Raw genomic sequence first — 17,833 nt, 5'->3', positions numbered from 1 at the left:
CTTTCAATTAGACAGACTTTTCGTATTCTCATTGTATGGGACAAAAACCAAAATTATAACTCCCTACCCTTTATTCGTTTCAATATTCCGAATTACATATTGGCAAACTTGGCACGTATAAATTACGTTTTGATTCGATTGAGCCGTTAGTACATGAATAATCTCAGCAGCATTGTGACAATTAGGACAAATCACAACTGGTAAACGTTCCATATAACACACCTCCTCACTATTTTCATCCCGCTATTTACAATTGGTGATGGATAATAAACAGCATAGGCCGAAGAAACCCTACTAATTACACTTTCACTTTATTACCATTGTAGGAAAAATGAAAAATCCTTATACATATATACTAAAAGTAATAGAACTAAAAAAGGTGTTGCCCTATGGCAACACCTTTTTTATATGTATCAAGAAATGATATCGTAAATCTCAATTGCAACCATGTCGATATTATCGAATTGATACACTTGAGGTTTTTCACCTTGTTGATACACTTCTAACTCATACATTTCACTTTTATCGAAAAATTTCACGCTACATTTGCGCTCACCGTTCACTTCAAAATAGCGTTGTGCTACTTCACCGCTTTCAGCTTGTTCTTGTAGACTAACAAGTCGAGTTAAAATTCCTTGGAGTAGAGACATGAAATCTCTCCTTTCTCTGATCTTCCTACCAATAGGTTTTACAGCTATACTCATTCTATCCGTCATAACAGAAAAAATGTTCCACACTCTAGGATAAAGGTTATTGGCCAGAAACTCAACTAAAAATTTGTCGAAATACGAAGGAAAAAACAGAAAGAACATCTTTTCCCTTCTTTATTGCGATTTTTATACTGGAAGAATATAATAAAAAACAGTAAAAAGGAGGAATTGCAATGAAAAAAATTGAGGTTTACACACAACCTGATTGTCCGCCATGTGTTATTGTGAAAGAATTTTTAAAGCATAATAACGTTGTATACGAAGAATTTGACGTAAAAAAAGACGCCGCTGCTCGCAATCGTCTTTTATATGACTATGATTCTTATTCAACTCCAACGGTTGTAATTGACGGAGAAGTCGTTGCTGGTTTTCAAATTGAAAAATTACAACAACTACTTAATATAGAATAGGAATAGGTAAAGACCTATTCCTATTCTTATCCCGCTATATTTTGGAAGTATACATCCGATTGTGGCGGGTTAATATTCAACGGGGTATGCCCCCTATTGATTAAAGTTTCACTTTATAATTGTTGTAACCTTTTTATTTCAGTTAAAAGTTCTTGGCTTTCATGATATCCGGCCAATTTCCATTTCCCTTGATCTCTTTGCAATGTTACAATTTGATATTGTCCACTTTTCGCCCGCTCATAAACATATAAAATTTTATGCTCTTCATCATATGACATTTTCGTTTCTGAATTAAAAGAAAATGGCGCTTCTTTTGCTGGAAGTAAATATTCACCACTTTGTTTATCACTTCTACTATTTTCATCTGTAAATACTTGAAGGAAATTCTCTGTAAAATATGGTGATAACGTTTCTATCATCTTATTCATCGGCAAATGCTTCCCACGAATTGAAAATTGGCTTTCATAGCCTTTTTGTATCGTTTCAAACACTTCTTTCCGATCGACTTTCACTTCCTCTTTTCCTAAAACAGTTGTAACACTATAACCAACTAGAAAGGCAACGCATACAAATAGAACTAACCATATTCCATATTTCCTCATTTTTTCACCTTCCTTTTAAGAAAACTTGTCTTTGTAGTATTCATTGTAACAATGATTATGCAAAGAAAGGGCTGGTTTCGTTCGTAAAATCTTTACAACGATAGACAGCATTTTCAGCACCATTTTCACTATTACCAATTTATGATAAAAACAAACAAAAAATGCACGAATCTCTTCGTGCATTAAAATAAAACATCTTCTTCATATAAATATTCATACGATAAATCTATAAATAAAAAGTTTTCATCATCAATCGGGAAAGAAAATGTTCGTACCATCTCACCGGTTTCAATATCAGCATATAAATCTGAAAGTCTTGCTTTATTCTCAAAACGCATTTTCATAATATTCTCTAGAAAATACGGGCGCCAACTCCAGTTCTTCATGTAATACTCAGGCATCACAATCCATTCCCCATCTTTTTTCATAACGTTTCCTGATTGTTGGAAACCATCTTCGTTACAAATAAATATACGAAAACTACATTGTGATACACTTTGGCTAAATTGTAATAACCAATCATTTATATCTTCATTCTTTTTCTGTTTCGCTAAAACATCGCCAATTCGATCGCGTAACATTTCTGTTAAATTATAAATCTTTTGTAGTTTTTTCTTCTCATGTTGAATAAATTGATGACACTCATTACCAAGTCGTTCTTTCAAAACGTTCGTTTCAATAAAATCAGGTAAGCATTCTTTCAAATAATTCCCTTGATAGTACCTACCACCGTTTTTCCATGCATATTGTAATTGATAAAAAGCATCTATTTCTTCATATAACAATGTCGCACCAATTCTTCTAGCAAGTAATGATAAAGAATATAAAATATCTTGATAAGATTGTAAAAGTGCAGTTTGCCTTAAATTTGTTAAATCTACTTTTAAAATATCAGGTGCTAACACGCTAATACGTTCTAAATTACTTGTACCTGTTCCGACTTTATTAATCGAAATTTGAATACCATATGTACGATAATACATAAGCAAATGATTAAATTGCTCTATATCTTCTTTACATTCATGTTCTGTAATCTCTAAAACAATGTTTTTCAAATTTAAACCTTGTTTTTCATACATCAATAAAAGTTGAAGCAAACTTTCATCATCATCGTTCATTAATACGTTAGCATTCCGATGTATAAATAATAATAGTTTTTGATCACTTTCTAAATAACGATTTAAAGCTTTTTCTACTATAATGTTATCCGCTTCTAGTTGAAACTCACTTGGAATAGAGTCATCATGAAAGAAAGAAGCTAAACTTTGTATGCCCTCTTCTGTTTGAATACGCCCTACTACTTCATATCCAATTACAGTATGTTCATCAGCACTAAAAATTGCTTGATAATAAGGAAGGACTTTATCCAAGTTACTCATTACATCTAATGCATCTATCAACGTGCTTCCCTCCCTTTACTTTTCAAAAATTATAACATGATATTTACGGAAAAATAATAAAAAATCCCTTCAGTTTTCCTGAAGGGATTAGAGGGGTAAAATGCTAAGGGGAATTAGCAATTCTACTATGAAGAAAAAAGAGGTCTTAAATATAACGTATATATGACCTCTTGTAAACACTTTTCTTTCATATGTCACAATTCCGTCACATTTTTCTTATCCCTTTTAAAATGGATATTGATGTAAATGTTGTCCTCCATCCATTGTCATACAAGTTCCATTTATGTACGCAGCTTCATCTGAACATAAATAATAAGCTAGACCTGCAATTTCTTCTGGCGTACCAAGTCTTCCAAGCGGAACACTTTGTATCGTACGCTTAGCCATTTCTTCTGAAATCCATAATTTATCAGCACCGCCCGTACGTTCAATTGGTCCTGGCGCAATAGCGTTAACTCGGATTCCATATTTACGTCCCCACTCAACAGCGAGTGTCTTCGTCATTGCTAATACTCCAGCCTTCGCTGCAGCCGAATGAATAACTCCCGGACCTGCATCCCACGCATATGTTGCTACCATGTTAATGATATTTCCTTTTATACCTTTTTCAATCCAATATTTTCCGACAGCCTGGCTACAGTAAAATGTACCGTTTAACACAATATTAATAACCGAATTCCAGCCGTTCACGGATAAATCTTCTGCTGGACAAATAAAGTTTCCAGCTGCATTATTGATTAAAATATCAATTCGTCCAAACTTCTCATCAATCTGTTCAATCATTTTCTGAATATCATCCGTATTTCTTACATCCATTTGTACCGGTAATATTTGTCCTGGAAATTGTTCAATTTCCAATTTTGTTTCCTCTAGTTTTTCCTTTGTACGTCCTGTAATAACAACTCGTGCCCCTTCTTTTGCAAAGCGAGTCGCCATTCCTTTTCCCATTCCGCTCGATCCACCTGTTATAATAACTACTTTTTCTTTCATATATATCCCCTCCCAAAAATGAATACACATTCATTTTATCATTTTATTTAATAGAAATCTTTATATTTTTAAACTTTTCTGATATCTTAACGTAAAGAGGTTTCTTTTTATTCGTTTTTTCGTTATCTATACTACTTTTACATGATTTAAAATATATTAAAAAAAACGAAAGGAGATTTGAGTAACCTGTAAATGTAACGAACACATATAATATAAACCAATTAGGTATACTCATATTTTTATGAAGAAAATTACGAGAAGAGATTTTCTAAAAACTGGAATGCGTACGTGTCTATATTCAATTATAACGACTAGCGTCGGATACTATTACGCTAAATATATTGAGCCTCATCTACTCTCTTTTACAGAGCATACATTGAAATCACAACTCATACCAAAAAGTTTTCATGGTATGAAGATTCTTCAATTTAGTGATTTACATCTCGGATACTATTTCTCTCTCCAACATTTATCTCAAATCGTTTCTAAAATTAATGCTGTAAAACCCGACATTGTTCTCTTTACTGGTGATCTCATTGATAATTATCAAACATATACTGACACTCCTTTCGTTGCATCCATCTTAAAAAATATACAAGCACCCTTCGGTAAATTTTCTATTTATGGTAACCATGATCACGGCGGATATGGAACGGAATACTACGAACACATCATGCGTGAATCTGGATTTGAACTATTACTAAACAGTGAAAAGAGAATCCGTCTACTGGATAATAGTGAAATTTCAATTTTCGGTCTTGATGATATACTATTAGGCAAACCAAAAATAAAGGAAACACTACAGCGCGCTCGGAAAAATATTTATAACATTGTTCTTGTTCACGAACCAGATATTGCACCGCAAATTGCTACATATCCAGTTAACTTACAACTTTCTGGTCATAGCCATGGCGGACAAGTACAAATTCCTTTTTTAGGCGCTATTATTACCCCAGCACTTGCTAAAAACTATGTAGAAGGTTTCTATACGATCCAAGATTTAGCTCTCTATGTCAATCGAGGCCTTGGCAGAACACGTGTCCCATTCCGATTTATGGCAAAACCTGAAATAACAATTTTTACGCTCCAGCATTCGTAATCATTCGCCTATTTTCTTACATATCCTTTCTTGTACGCGCTCATCCATGTTTCATTTACCATATGATAAAAGTGAGTCCAATAAAGGAGGTTTGTTCATGTATCCATATTATCAACCAATCCCAGTCCGTTCAGCACCTATTGGTCCAGTAGGCGACTCACGCTTCTTTCCGTTTTTTGGCGTCCCATTTCTAGCTGGTATTGCTGGTGGACTGCTTGGCGGAGCATTAGCTTTCGGTCCTAGACCGTATTACCCACCATATCCACCACCTTTCCCACCGCCGACACCTTATCCTTGTTATGGTGGACCTTGTCAACAACCATTCTATTATTAATGTACCACAACAATTCTACTAATGTTATTTCCTTTCTTAACCGATTGATGATCCATTAACATGCTTATAATAAAAAGTATTCTCTCTACGCATCCTTTATAATAAGTAGAGAACAAAGTAAAAAACCTCTTAAAAAAGAGGTTTTTTACTTTGTTCTCATTATTCAGCATCTGTATTTTGATACGCCATCTTAAATAACTTCACTTGGCTATCAATTTCTTCTGTACTACTATTAATAACATAGTAATAGTCACCAGATTTATTCTGTTCACGTGTTTTCACATTATCAGCTAAAGTAAGCTGTAAAATCGCCTTAATTCGTGCCTTCATTTCAATATCTAATATCGGGAAAGAGATTTCTACACGTTTCTCCATATTTCGTGTCATCCAGTCAGCTGAAGATAAATATATTTTCTCTTCTCCATTATGATGGAAATAATAAATACGGCTATGTTCTAAATATCTCCCGACAACACTAACTACCCGAATATTTTCACTTACATTTGGAATGCCAGGTCGTAGGCAGCATGTTCCTCGAACGATGAGTTCTACCTTTACTCCAGCTTGTGATGCTTCATATATTTTTTTAATAAGTGGTTTATCAGTTAATGAATTCATTTTAGCAATGATATATCCATTTCCATATTGCCTATGATAACGAATTTCTTCATCTATTAAATCCATAAATTGCTCTCTTATATCAAATGGTGCAACCGATAAATGATGAAAATGTGGCTTTGTTGTATAACCACTCAAATAATTAAAGAAATTTGTTGCATCGACCCCAAAGTCTTTCCGTGATGTAATATAGCCAAAATCAGTATATAGCTTTGCCGTTGCATCATTGTAATTTCCGGTTCCAAGATGTACGAACCTTTCAATTTTTCCGTTTTTTCTTCTTACAACTAGCGTAATTTTACTATGTGTTTTCAAATGACTTACACCGTAAATAACATGACAACCCGCCTGTTCTAATTCTTTAGCCCAATGCACATTATTTTCTTCATCAAACCTTGCCTTTAATTCAACCAACACCGTCACTTGTTTCCCTTTTTCAGCCGCTACCTTTAGCGCCTGAATAATTGGAGAATCACCACTTACTCGATATAATGTTTGTTTGATCGCAAGTACATTTGGGTCGTCTGCCGCATCACGAACAAAATCAACTACTGGCTGAAACGATTCAAAAGGATGATGTAATAAAATATCATGTTCGATCGCCTTTTCAAATACATCTTCCTCATCACCTAAGTCTTGAGGAGGTTGCGGAATAAGAGCCGGATATACAAGATGTTCATATAAAGGTGCTAGTTTTTTATATAAAGAAAATAGACATGTTAAATCTAACGGTCCATCCATTATATACACATCTTCATCTTTTACTTCCAACACCTCATATAATAACGCTAATACTCTTTCATCAATGTGTTCTTTGCCAACTTCTAAACGTACAGCAGCTCCCCACTTACGCTTTTTTAATTCTTTTTCAATTACTTTTAATAAATCTCTCGCACCTTCTTCATGAATCGTTAAATCCGCATTGCGTGTAATACGGAAACGAGTAACAGATGATACTTTATATCCAGTGAATAATTTATGAGTAAAACCACTAATTACATCTTCTAATAAAATAAATTTATGCTTTTGCCCTTCACTCGGTAAAAATATGAAACGTTCAAGTAATGAAGGAACTTGTACAATTCCTAACTTCGTGCGGTTTTCTTCCTCCACTTGTTTCTCATCATATAAAAGAGTAGCTAAATTCAAACTTTTATTTAATAACATAGGAAATGGACGATACGCATCGATAGCTACAGGTGTTAAGACTGGGAAAATTTGCTCATCAAAATACTCTTCTATAAATTCTCTTTGTTCTTTCGTCAAATCATGGAATGTTAAACGCTCAATCCCCTCTAGCTCCAACGCTGGCAACACATAATTTTTAAACGTATCATATTGTACAGTCATTAATTCATGGGCCTTTATCGCAATTTTATTTAATTGCTTTTTTGGTGTTAAGCCAGCCTTATTTTCTGGTTGGTTAAACCCAGCGCTCACTTGATCCTTCAATCCTGCTACACGTACCATAAAGAATTCATCTAAATTGGAGCTAAAAATGCTAATAAACTTTAATCTTTCTAAAAGCGGATTCATTTCATCCTGTGCTTCTTGTAGTACACGTTCATTAAATGCTAACCAACTTAGTTCTCTATTGTTGTAATAAGCTGTATCATTTAAATTGACTATATTCCCCTTCAACATTTCCATCCTCTTCACACTTCCCTTGAAACTTTTTCACTATAATTTAGTTACTTTCATTTTAACAAATTACAATATTCCAAAGTGTTAATTTTTTGTAAAGACATCCGTACAACTTATTGTTTTGATTCGAAGAATAAGTTAATATTCGTTTTCAATACTCTTTCCAGCTGCTTTTTTTGCTTTTCAGCTTGCACTTTTTCCGCTAATGCCGATTGCTCACATACAATTTTAAATGTTAATCCTTCTTTGCTTTCTGTTATAGATATCGATTCAACAAGCGATCTTTGTCTTATATTTAGAGCTGCTGAAAATTGTAAAACAGCCCCTAATAGGCGTATTTTTTTTTGTTCGTTTTTATCAAACCATCCTTCAAACGGAGACAGATGTTGTTTGAATAACATTTTTGATTTATAAGACGCAATAAGCGCTAATCTAACTCGCTCTTTATGCATCATACCATCAATTGTTTTATTTGCTAATAAATAAAACGTATGTAAGCGGCTCGCTTCTTCGTCTATATATTTGCCTATATTAAATACTTTCGCTGCTTGATGGAATACTTCCCAGTCTTTTATTGACATAGAAATCAGCCCTGTTTCTTCAAGCTGTTGACAAATTAATCTTCCATGTTTAATAAGCTGCATTACAAATTCCATGTCCATTTCATATTCATGTGATAATAAATACAAACTTTCTTCGACCACGTTCGGATAATATGAAATCCCCAAATCTTTTGTCAACTCTTCATAGAAAACACCTTCTCTTAATCCTTTTCTACTTAATACAAATGCTGGCGCCTCTATAACATTAACAAGCGTATGAAATACTTCAGCTGCTGGAACAATTGTATCCGCTCGATCTTTTGCCAATCCTTCCATTTTTTGAAGTTCTATGAACGACAGTCCTTCCAATTCTTCTTTCACATTTTTAATATCTTCTTTTTTCATCTTGTATAAATGTACTCCTGCTATAGGATAACAAATTAAATTTTGATGAATTTTCACTAAGTTCCTCGCACTACCACCAATTGCAATAAGGGGCAATTTCTTATCAATTAACCATGGTAATGTTCGAAATTGATATTCTAGATACGTTTGAAGCTTGTCCAACTCTTCTTCAGTAGGTATATCCTCTTTAATAAATTGTTTCTTTAAAGAAAGTGCCCCAAAAGGAAAGCTATGATACTCTAAAATCTCTCTATTTCGAAAGTATGTAACTTCCGTACTTCCTCCACCAATATCTACTGTAATCCCTTCCGAGAACGAAGTTGAATTCATAACCGCTAAATAGCCGTAACGTGCTTCTTCATATTCTGATAATACTCTAAGAGTAAAGTCTGTTTGTCCTTCAACAAGTTTTTTAATTTCCTCTTGATTCTCAGCCTGCCTAATTGTTGCTGTTGCAACACAAAGTACATGGCGCAACTGATGGAATCGTGTACTTTCTTGAAATTGAAATAATGTTTGTAACAATATCTCTATTCCTTCTTCAATCAACACACCATCGACTAAGTAATTCCTTAACCTTGCAACCACTTTCGTATTTTCAATCTCTTTATAAAAACCTCCGTTTTGCTTTTCATAAATAACTAAACGCATTGTATTAGATCCAATATCTATAATGGCATATTGCTGTTTTAATATTTCTTTCAAACTTCTCACTCTTTCATTATCAAATTTCTAAAACACATTCTATTACTATTATACAAAATAGTTGTTTTTTGTAACAATATTGCTTTAATATTGAAAATATATACAATCACTTTTTGCATATAATAAAAATCGCTTTTACTTATGGTATAATAATGAAAAATTGAAAGGAGATTTAATATGAAACCTTCACAACCACAATCTCAATTACAAAACCAACATTCTATTAATCGACTAGCTCAATCTATTTTCGTTGTGAATCGTCATGCTAAAGCTGCAACTAATCCGAAGTATTTATACTGGTTAAAAAAGACAGCTTTAGAACGCTTAATTACTGAAAAAAAAGCTATTAAAGAAGGATTACATTTCTCTAGAAATCCACGTTTTAGCCAACAACAATCTGATGTTCTTATACGTTTAGGTGATTACTTTTTCCATATTCCTCCTACAAAAGAAGATTTTCGAATCCTACCACATCTCGGTCATCTTGAATCCTCCTATCGAAATCCGAAAACAACCTTATCTTTAACAGTAGCAAAAAAAACACTTCAAGATTATATTGGTCCTGAAGCGCTAAAACAAGAAAAAAAATTAAGTGAACCTGTCCCATGGTATAGTCGTACCTATACAAAAAAATAAAACAGTTTGGCCAATTGTAGGCCAAACTGTTTTATTTTTTCTCTTCTTTAATTTTAATATTTGCTTGTTTATAAAAAGCTATTTTTTCTGTATTATAAGATTTCGTAAATTCATTAAACTTGTCTTTTTCTGATTCAATATCTTTATAAGACTGATTTACTACTTTTACTTTTTCACTAATATCTTTTAATTTTGTACCTTTATCTTGTAGCATTGTATATAATTCTTTTTCTTGTTTTAACGATTTATTATAGCTATCATACATTTTGTTAAATGAATCATGTCGTTTCTCATATGTGCTTTTCACTTTATCCGCTTGATCTTTCAATTTCTTATCTTCAATTTTCTTCACATATTTATCTGCCGATTTCACTTCTTCTTGTGCCTTAGTTAAAGATTCTTTTTCTTGTTTAAGCACTTTTTCTCGTTCATCTGTATTTTTCACTGCTTGGTTTAGTTTTTCCTTAACAGTTTGATTATTATCTTTTCCTTCTTGAACAATCTGGTTATATAATTCTTGTCCCTCTTTCTCTAAAGTTTCAAGTTTTTTTGCATCTTCAAACATTGTTTTTTCTTGCTTTGCAGCATTTTCAAATGCAACATATAATTCCTCTTCTGGTTTCGGCCCGAAACAACCCGCTAGTAAAGTCATTGATAATGCAGTTACAATTGCTAATTTACTATATTTCAACATCTTTTTCCTCCTACTTATATACGATCATCGTGTATAAAGCTATGAAATTATATAGTCTTTTATAAACTCCACACTCGCACCTTTTTCACGAAAATCATTCATATTGTTTATAATGCTTGTACAAATTGTATTACTTAAAATTACATTTTCCGTTTTTGGACTAAATAGCAGTTCCATATCCATCTTTTACTTGGCACTTTTTAAAACCTATTGATATTATGTATTACACAAAAGTACAACGGAATTCATCACAACCATAATAATTTGAAGAACAACAGTAATCATTCACCTGATAAAAGATGTTCGTTGTTCTCTCACGTCTATCATTCCCTTTCCCGCTTTCTATCAAATAATCTCTTTGTTCATTTTACACAGTATAAATGCGATCTTGCAACTATTCCCTAAAAAGGAAAAGTGTAGAGTATGCTTTCCTCTACACTTTTAAAGTGAAACACATTGTGCAAAATGCATTGACACATCCATCATAATTATATGCCTATTTCATATATTTTTAAAGACTTTTATTACAAAAAAAGTTCTTTTTGTAATAAAAGTCAAAAAAATGTTACAATCAAAACTTCTTCATATCATATTTCTTCACATCAAAGTTTTACTTATTTTTTTACGAATTTCTATGCTGGTACAATTGATTTTGTGCCTTTCTTAACAATTCTTCAAACGTTTTTCCTTCTATTGGATAACTAGCAGCCCCAAATAATAGAGTCATACTTAACAAGCCATTTTCTATTTCACTTTCAATATTTTTCATTAATCGGTTTGTTATTGTCGATTTTTCATGTCCGTTATCGATCGCCACAATAACATACTTATTTTCATCCCACTTCGTAACGACATCGCCTTTACGAATTGTCTTTACAATCGTACTCTCCAACTTTTGTACTAACACCTCCATTTTTTTTTCTTGCACTGTTTCTTTTAGTCCTTTCCATTCTTTCACAGAAAGAATGTACACTGTAATATTATGAGAATCTCGTTCTGATAAAGCAGCTACTTTCTCAAAAAAATCAACTACAAAATCATTACTTGCCATTCCTCCTACTTCCGTATCCATACGCCCACTCGCTCTTTTATCATACCAATGTCCAAAATAATAGCTGAGTATCATTTGCAATATATAAATAATAAAGACGGTATAAAATGATCGCGAATCCAGTTTTGTAATTACATCCTGAAGCGCAATCCATTCTGTAACTGCCACTGTATTCCCAAGTAATAATCCACTAATTTTCCCTTTATGTTTCATGCTTCGCCTCCCTTCTATACCAATATATGTTTCTATAACAATTATGTTTTTCTACAAAATAAAAAATGTACATATTGAGTGTACATTTCCGCTTAAGCTTGTCTACCATTTCTATTCTATTTCATATATACCATACATCATTTTAGAAATATGGTGACCTACATGCTACAAAAGAAAAATCTATCAGATATTATATGTTTACTATCGGGGTTTCTGTTGTCGCTAAAATTACTATTTAATTCTTTCGGAGTAAACTTCATTACATATAATCAAATTGACGCTATTGTAAATATTGATTGAACAAAAAAGGGACTAAAAAAGGAACCTTTCATACAGGTTCCTTTTTATCATTGTCGCACCACAACTTCATTTGTTTGCAGCGGACCATATGATACTCCGTTATATTGAAATGTATATGTAGCTTGAAATAGTGTGTTTTTGAGTTCTTTATCTTTATTTGCTTTTATTTTGCAAATTAATTCTACCTTCTCATTTGGTAATAAATTATCGATTCTCCACCTTACAAGCTGGAACAGAAACTCGCTCATTCCCTTATCAGCCTTTAATGAATTTGGAATATATGCAAAATAATCTCGAATCATATGGCTTACTACAACTCGTGAAATCATTTTCATTCCTTTATTTTCAACTTTAATTCGAATAATAAGTATGTCGTTTACATCACAGGTCAGTTCATATGAAAATTTTTCTTTATACATACTACGGATTTGTAATGTAACTGCTACGTTAGGACATTCGTTTTCCTTTTTTGAGCCATCAATCCATAATACCGGTTGTAGCGGTATTGAACGCCTTCCTTGATCCGGAATTCGTTTCCATATTTTCATAATAATATTCACCCCATTTCAGATGCATCATATCCATACGACCTTATTCTGCCTCTCTACACAATATTAATAAAGCTCGTTACAAACGATATATAGTTATTACTCTTCCTTTTATCCTATTCGACAAAGTAAAGAAAAAACCATTTTTCATCTGTTAACAGCAGGTATTCTTACTGAAATATTTTTTTACAATTTCCTTCATTGACTTTTTACCAATACTAAGTATTACTCACTCTTTTGCTGTCCATACAACAGAATATTTTGACGGAAGAAAAAGTTTGCCTTTTAGTCAAATTTGACTATAATATTCTTTATGGCTTTGTCAGTGCACTTGTGTAAATTGATTTTAAAAAATATATTTATAATTTTTATGCGCTGCACTCAAAACTTAATATAGTTTACTTATTATTAAAGGAGGGTTATCTTTGGAATCTCAATTATCAAAAAAAGACTCCAGCAAGACAAAAATTGTTGTTGCGGGTTTACTACTTGGTATTTTAATGGCTGCAATGGATAATACAATCGTTGCAACAGCAATGGCAACAATCGTTGGAGACCTAGGAGGATTTGACAAGTTCGTTTGGGTCACGTCTGCATATATGGTAGCAACAATGGCAGGGATGCCTATCTTCGGAAAACTTTCTGATATGTATGGACGGAAACGCTTTTATATTGGTGGCCTTATTCTTTTCTTGTTCGGTTCTGCACTTTGCGGAACAGCATCTAGTATTGAGCAACTAAGTATTTATAGAGCAATTCAAGGAATTGGTGGCGGCGCTCTTATGCCTATCGCCTTCACTATTATGTACGACATATTCCCACCAGAAAAGCGCGGAAAAATGACAGGGCTATTCGGTGCTGTTTTCGGAACATCTAGTGTATTCGGCCCTTTATTAGGTGCTTATATTACAGACTATATAAGTTGGCACTGGGTCTTCTATATTAATATTCCATTAGGACTTATTTCCTTCTTCTTCATTACGAAATATTACAGTGAATCTCTAGAATTTAGAAAACAAAAAATTGATTGGGCTGGCGCTATTACACTTGTTATTAGTATCGTTTGCTTAATGTTCGCCTTAGAACTTGGTGGTAAAGAATACGCATGGAATTCCCCTGTGATTATCGGCTTATTTACAACAGTTGTTATTATGCTTATTATTTTCTTCTTCGTAGAACGAAAAGCAACCGAGCCTATCATTTCTTTCCATCTATTTAAAAAACCTTTATTCGCAGCTAGCCAAGGTGTTGCCTTTTTCTATGGTGCCGCTTTTATCATCTGTACAGTTTATATCCCAATCTTCGTTCAAGGTGTTCTCGGTGGTTCGGCCTCAAATGCTGGATTAATTTTAACACCTATGATGATTGGCTCTGTAATTGGAAGTCAAACGGGTGGACAGTTAGCTTCTCGAACAAGTTATCGTAACATTATGATGGCATCTGGAGTTTTCTTCGTTCTTGGCATTTATTTACTAAGCACTTTAACAATGGATACACCTCGCCTACTCGTAACACTATTTATGGTTCTCGCTGGACTTGGTGTTGGTTTCTCATTCTCAGTTTTAAGTATGTCTTCGATTCACAAATTAGAAATGAGAGATCGTGGTTCTGCTACATCAACAAACTCATTTTTCCGTTCACTCGGTATGACTCTTGGTGTAACAATTTTCGGTACAATTCAAAATCATATTTTTACAGATAAACTAAACACTCTCTTCCCACCTGAACTAGCAAAATTAGCTCCAAAGGGTGGAGACACAAGTTTCTTATTATCACCAGGTGCTACCGATAAAATACCACCTGAAATATTAACTGGTATTAAAGAAGCTCTAGCTACATCTATTGCCAGTACATTCTTCTGGGCACTGCTCCCGGCTGTACTAAGTATTATTTGCATTTTACTTATGGGAAATGAGCGTCTTTTTACAGGACCAAAAACGAAACAAAAACAAAAGCAAGTAAGTTAGTATAGAAAAAAGAAGCGGCATACCCTTTATGAAAAAGGGTATGCCGCTTATAATATATAAAGTAAATCTTTGATCAGTAAGGAACTATTCCCACTGGTTATTATCCCTCACCAATCGGGATAAAGTTTCTATATACAGGAGAAAGAAGCAGTAAACAAAAACATAGACAAAAGTGTGCATATATAGCAAAAAAGTAATTATGAAACAATATAAACCAAAAGAATTTTCAGAAATGCTTAATGTCTCTGTTAAGAAATTACAAAGGTGGGACAATCAAGGTGTTTTAACTGCTTACCGAAACCAAAAAGGAAGAAGATATTCTACAGAAGAACAGTATAAGGAATATATGGGTATTCAAGAAGAACTTGTTCAGGATTTAATATCTATCATTCATGTATTTAGCTGTAGAATATATGGGTTGAGAAAATACAAAAAGAAAATGTCGGAGGATGAAGACTTATGAAAAGAGCATATTTAATAGAAATCAAACCGACAACTGAACAAGTTAGTAAAATCCGTCAAACTATTGGGGGGTGTCGATATGTATATAACCTGTATATCTCTAAAAATAAAGAGGCATATGAGTCGGAGGGGAAATTTCTTAGTGGCTATGACTTTTCCAAATGGCTGAACAATATTCATACAAAAGAGTGTGACCAGTGGATTAAAGAAGTGTCGAGCAAAGCGGTAAAACAAGCGATTATGAATGGAGATAAAGCTTTTAAGCGGTTTTTTAAAGGTTTATCTAAGTTTCCACGATATAAAAAAAAGAGAAAGCAAGATGTGAAGTGCTACTTTCCGAAAAACAACAAAACAGATTGGACAGTAGAAAGACATAGAGTCAAAGTTCCTACAATTGGTTGGGTAAGGTTAAAAGAATATGGATATATCCCTAAAAATGCAACTGTAAAAAGTGGCACAGTATATCAAAGAGCAGGAAGATATTTTGTATCTGTACTTTGCGAATTGGAAGAAATGGCAACAAAGTTGGCACTCAATAAAATAGGTCTAGGGATTGATTTAGGAGTGAAGGATTTTGCTACACGTAGCGATGGTATCGTTCATGAAAACATCAACAAAACAATAAAAGTAAAAAAGATAGAAAAACGGTTAAAACGTGAACAACGCTCTTTAGCACGTAAATTTGAAAATCTAAAAAAAAGAGGTGAAAAATCTGTTACTAATAAAAGAGTGAATATAGATAAAAATGTTCTTAGAGTGCAAAAGTTGCATGCTCGATTAGCGAATATTCGAATAGAGTATGTAAAGTCTATTGTAACGAATGTGGTGAAAACCAAGCCAACGTTTATTACAGTGGAAGATTTGAATGTGAAAGGTATGATGAAGAATAAACATTTATCTAAAACAATTGCCAAGCAGTCTTTTTTTGCTTTTAAAACGTGGCTTTTGACGAAATGTGAGGAATATGGAATGGAATTGAATTACGTCAAGTAGACCGGTTTTATCCATCGTCAAAGTTATGCTCATGTTGCAGTCAAAAGAAAGCGGATTTAAAGCTATCTGACCGAGTATATACATGTGAATGTGGCAATGTAATGGATAGAGATTTGAACGCAGCGATCAACCTTTTACAAGCAAAAGAATATACAATACTAACGTAAATAGATTGTATATATGTACGGTGGGCTACATCGGAATTTACGCCTGTGGAGTGTCACAGCAAACTGTAGTAGCAAGTGATTAGCGAGGCAGGGCACGTAGAAGCAGGAATACTCTAAGAATATACATTTGTCTATATTTTTAGTAGCAGTTGAGACAGCATGAGCATGAAATTAGTCATTCTCGGTTTGCTACTCGAAGGGGATAAACATCCATATGAAGTGCAACACATAATGAAAGAACGACAAATGGACTGTTATATTAAATATGCAAAAGGATCACTTTACTATGCCTTTGAGCAATTAGAAAAACAAGGGGCAATTCGTGTTACAACTATTGTTCGAGATACAAATAGACCAGATAAAACAATCTTTCATATAACAAAAGAAGGTAAACAATTATTTCACACGTTGCTATTAAAACAATTCGAGGCAAAAAATCAAATATATAAACCAATTTATTCGGCACTCTCTTTCGCTCATTTTGGTGATGATCAAGAGTTAATTCCTATTTTAGAAAAAAAGAAAAATGATACCGTTCAATATTTACATAACATGCAAACTATTTATGACTGTAGCAAAGGAAAAATCCCACGCGCACAACTATATATTTTGCAAAGCGTTATTGAACATATTACAGTTGAATTGCAATGGTTAAACACCCTTCTTGCAGATGCTGTTGCCGGGCGACTTTCAGAAATTGATATAGATGCGGATTAAACTTTCAAAATAGAAACTGTAAAATGACAATATAGTTATTTTATTTCAAAGTCTAAAACAAATATAACCCCATTCTAATTTAGGTTGGGGTTATGCTTGTTTAATTTTCGATATAAGATAAACCAATTATTTAATAACATAACTGGCATCTTATCTATGTATAGGTACCCATTTCTTTATAAATTTAATCGCACTTTATTTCAATTCTCCTCATGTTTCTCCACTCTAAAAAAATCAGAAAAATACAAATAATTAAAATAAAAAACTTTAGAATTTTCTTATTTCAAAACAGTAGACAAAATTCCAAAAATTGTGTTAGAATTTGTTTCAATATCATATCGCTTGTTAAATTCCTTTCAAAAGGAAAATGGGTACACGAACAGTTTGTTTCGTGTTTAAAAGGGAAGCTTGGTGAAACTCCAACACGGTCCCGCCACTGTAAATGCTGAGATTTCTTTTTAATGCCACTGTGAAAACGGGAAGGTGAAAGAAATCATATGAAGCATAAGTCAGGAGACCTGCCTGTTTTAACAACACTGATAGATTCACGGATGATGATGAGGTGTTAAAACAAAAAGGAAGGCTTATTTTCTATGCCTTTATGCTTTTTGTTATAGGTATTTCCT

The 17,833-nt window shown here is 33.2% G+C and carries 17 protein-coding genes, 1 pseudogene and 1 riboswitch; of the genes and pseudogenes, 8 read left to right on the top strand and 10 right to left on the bottom strand.

What is annotated here, in order from left to right; all coding sequences use genetic code 11:
- Positions 1-63 precede the first annotated feature (63 nt).
- Together ACTFRS_RS15575 and ACTFRS_RS15570 are read right to left on the bottom strand one after the other, a co-directional pair.
- Positions 64-213, bottom strand: coding sequence for a hypothetical protein (locus tag ACTFRS_RS15575; protein ID WP_048530729.1), 150 nt, complete (start codon positions 211-213; stop codon positions 64-66).
- 200 nt (positions 214-413) lie between these two features.
- A complete protein-coding gene (locus ACTFRS_RS15570; RefSeq protein ID WP_000055151.1) occupies positions 414-650 on the bottom strand; it encodes a YkuJ family protein in 237 nt (78 codons plus the stop codon).
- A gap of 233 nt (positions 651-883) precedes the next feature.
- Here ACTFRS_RS15570 and ACTFRS_RS15565 point away from each other — a divergent pair, with 233 nt between their 5' ends.
- Entirely contained in the window at positions 884-1,120 is a 237-nt protein-coding gene (locus tag ACTFRS_RS15565; RefSeq protein ID WP_000717880.1) for a glutaredoxin family protein, read from the top strand.
- A gap of 113 nt (positions 1,121-1,233) precedes the next feature.
- On the opposite strand, the gene ACTFRS_RS15560 is transcribed toward ACTFRS_RS15565, so the two are convergent.
- The 3 genes from ACTFRS_RS15560 to fadH form a co-directional block, all read right to left on the bottom strand.
- On the bottom strand, positions 1,234-1,722 hold the full coding sequence (locus ACTFRS_RS15560; RefSeq protein ID WP_139866875.1) for a DUF3993 domain-containing protein: 489 nt from the start codon (positions 1,720-1,722) through the stop codon (positions 1,234-1,236).
- A 182-nt stretch (positions 1,723-1,904) separates the two neighbouring features.
- Positions 1,905-3,122, bottom strand: a complete 1,218-nt coding sequence (locus ACTFRS_RS15555; RefSeq protein ID WP_000564304.1) for an EAL domain-containing protein — start codon at positions 3,120-3,122, stop codon at positions 1,905-1,907.
- 225 nt (positions 3,123-3,347) lie between these two features.
- Positions 3,348-4,112 carry a 2,4-dienoyl-CoA reductase gene (fadH, locus tag ACTFRS_RS15550; protein ID WP_000660909.1) on the bottom strand — a complete coding sequence of 255 codons (765 nt, stop codon included), beginning with the start codon at positions 4,110-4,112 and terminating at the stop codon, positions 3,348-3,350.
- Between the two features lie 241 nt (positions 4,113-4,353).
- On the opposite strand from fadH, the gene ACTFRS_RS15545 reads away from it, so the two are divergent.
- Positions 4,354-5,211, top strand: a complete 858-nt coding sequence (locus ACTFRS_RS15545) for a metallophosphoesterase (protein WP_087954440.1) — start codon at positions 4,354-4,356, stop codon at positions 5,209-5,211.
- Between the two features lie 97 nt (positions 5,212-5,308).
- Positions 5,309-5,545 (top strand): hypothetical protein, encoded by a 237-nt coding sequence (locus tag ACTFRS_RS15540; protein ID WP_000283744.1) that lies wholly within the window; start codon positions 5,309-5,311, stop codon positions 5,543-5,545.
- 159 nt (positions 5,546-5,704) lie between these two features.
- On the opposite strand, the gene ACTFRS_RS15535 is transcribed toward ACTFRS_RS15540, so the two are convergent.
- Positions 5,705-7,813 carry a polyphosphate kinase gene (locus tag ACTFRS_RS15535; protein ID WP_139866872.1) on the bottom strand — a complete coding sequence of 703 codons (2,109 nt, stop codon included), beginning with the start codon at positions 7,811-7,813 and terminating at the stop codon, positions 5,705-5,707.
- A gap of 107 nt (positions 7,814-7,920) precedes the next feature.
- Entirely contained in the window at positions 7,921-9,459 is a 1,539-nt protein-coding gene (gene ppx / locus ACTFRS_RS15530) for an exopolyphosphatase (protein ID WP_440024713.1), read from the bottom strand.
- A gap of 177 nt (positions 9,460-9,636) precedes the next feature.
- Between ppx and ACTFRS_RS15525 the strand changes: the two genes are divergently transcribed.
- A complete protein-coding gene (locus ACTFRS_RS15525; RefSeq protein WP_000804868.1) occupies positions 9,637-10,095 on the top strand; it encodes a YkyB family protein in 459 nt (152 codons plus the stop codon).
- A 31-nt stretch (positions 10,096-10,126) separates the two neighbouring features.
- On the opposite strand, the gene ACTFRS_RS15520 is transcribed toward ACTFRS_RS15525, so the two are convergent.
- From ACTFRS_RS15520 to ACTFRS_RS15510, 3 genes are all read right to left on the bottom strand, one after another.
- The gene (locus ACTFRS_RS15520; protein ID WP_139866868.1) at positions 10,127-10,789 is read right to left on the bottom strand and encodes a YkyA family protein; all 663 of its coding nucleotides are present in this window, start codon (positions 10,787-10,789) and stop codon (positions 10,127-10,129) included.
- Positions 10,790-11,411: 622 nt separating this feature from the next.
- Positions 11,412-12,053 (bottom strand): diguanylate cyclase domain-containing protein, encoded by a 642-nt coding sequence (locus ACTFRS_RS15515; RefSeq protein WP_242293997.1) that lies wholly within the window; start codon positions 12,051-12,053, stop codon positions 11,412-11,414.
- A 347-nt stretch (positions 12,054-12,400) separates the two neighbouring features.
- A complete protein-coding gene (locus tag ACTFRS_RS15510) occupies positions 12,401-12,901 on the bottom strand; it encodes a hypothetical protein (RefSeq protein WP_139866866.1) in 501 nt (166 codons plus the stop codon).
- 425 nt (positions 12,902-13,326) lie between these two features.
- Between ACTFRS_RS15510 and ACTFRS_RS15505 the strand changes: the two genes are divergently transcribed.
- The 4 genes and pseudogenes from ACTFRS_RS15505 to ACTFRS_RS15490 all read left to right on the top strand — a co-directional run bounded on the left by ACTFRS_RS15505 (position 13,327) and on the right by ACTFRS_RS15490 (position 17,207).
- Complete coding sequence (locus tag ACTFRS_RS15505) at positions 13,327-14,868, top strand: MDR family MFS transporter (RefSeq protein ID WP_440024715.1); 1,542 nt, start codon at positions 13,327-13,329, stop codon at positions 14,866-14,868.
- Positions 14,869-15,067: 199 nt separating this feature from the next.
- Positions 15,068-15,331, top strand: a complete 264-nt coding sequence (locus ACTFRS_RS15500) for a MerR family transcriptional regulator (RefSeq protein WP_139866863.1) — start codon at positions 15,068-15,070, stop codon at positions 15,329-15,331.
- Positions 15,328-16,490 (top strand): annotated as a pseudogene (locus ACTFRS_RS15495) (RNA-guided endonuclease InsQ/TnpB family protein). The gene ACTFRS_RS15500 and the pseudogene ACTFRS_RS15495 overlap by 4 nt, the downstream one beginning before the upstream one ends.
- A 159-nt stretch (positions 16,491-16,649) precedes the next feature.
- Positions 16,650-17,207, top strand: a complete 558-nt coding sequence (locus tag ACTFRS_RS15490) for a PadR family transcriptional regulator (protein WP_139866858.1) — start codon at positions 16,650-16,652, stop codon at positions 17,205-17,207.
- A 352-nt stretch (positions 17,208-17,559) separates the two neighbouring features.
- Positions 17,560-17,747: riboswitch (cobalamin riboswitch) on the top strand.
- The last annotated feature ends 86 nt before the right edge of the window (positions 17,748-17,833 follow it).

Origin of the sequence: Bacillus cereus group sp. MYBK139-1, assembly GCF_051916915.1 — a bacterium.
Lineage (GTDB): Bacteria > Bacillota > Bacilli > Bacillales > Bacillaceae_G > Bacillus_A > Bacillus_A pacificus.
This window is presented reverse-complemented; position numbering and strand designations above follow the sequence as displayed.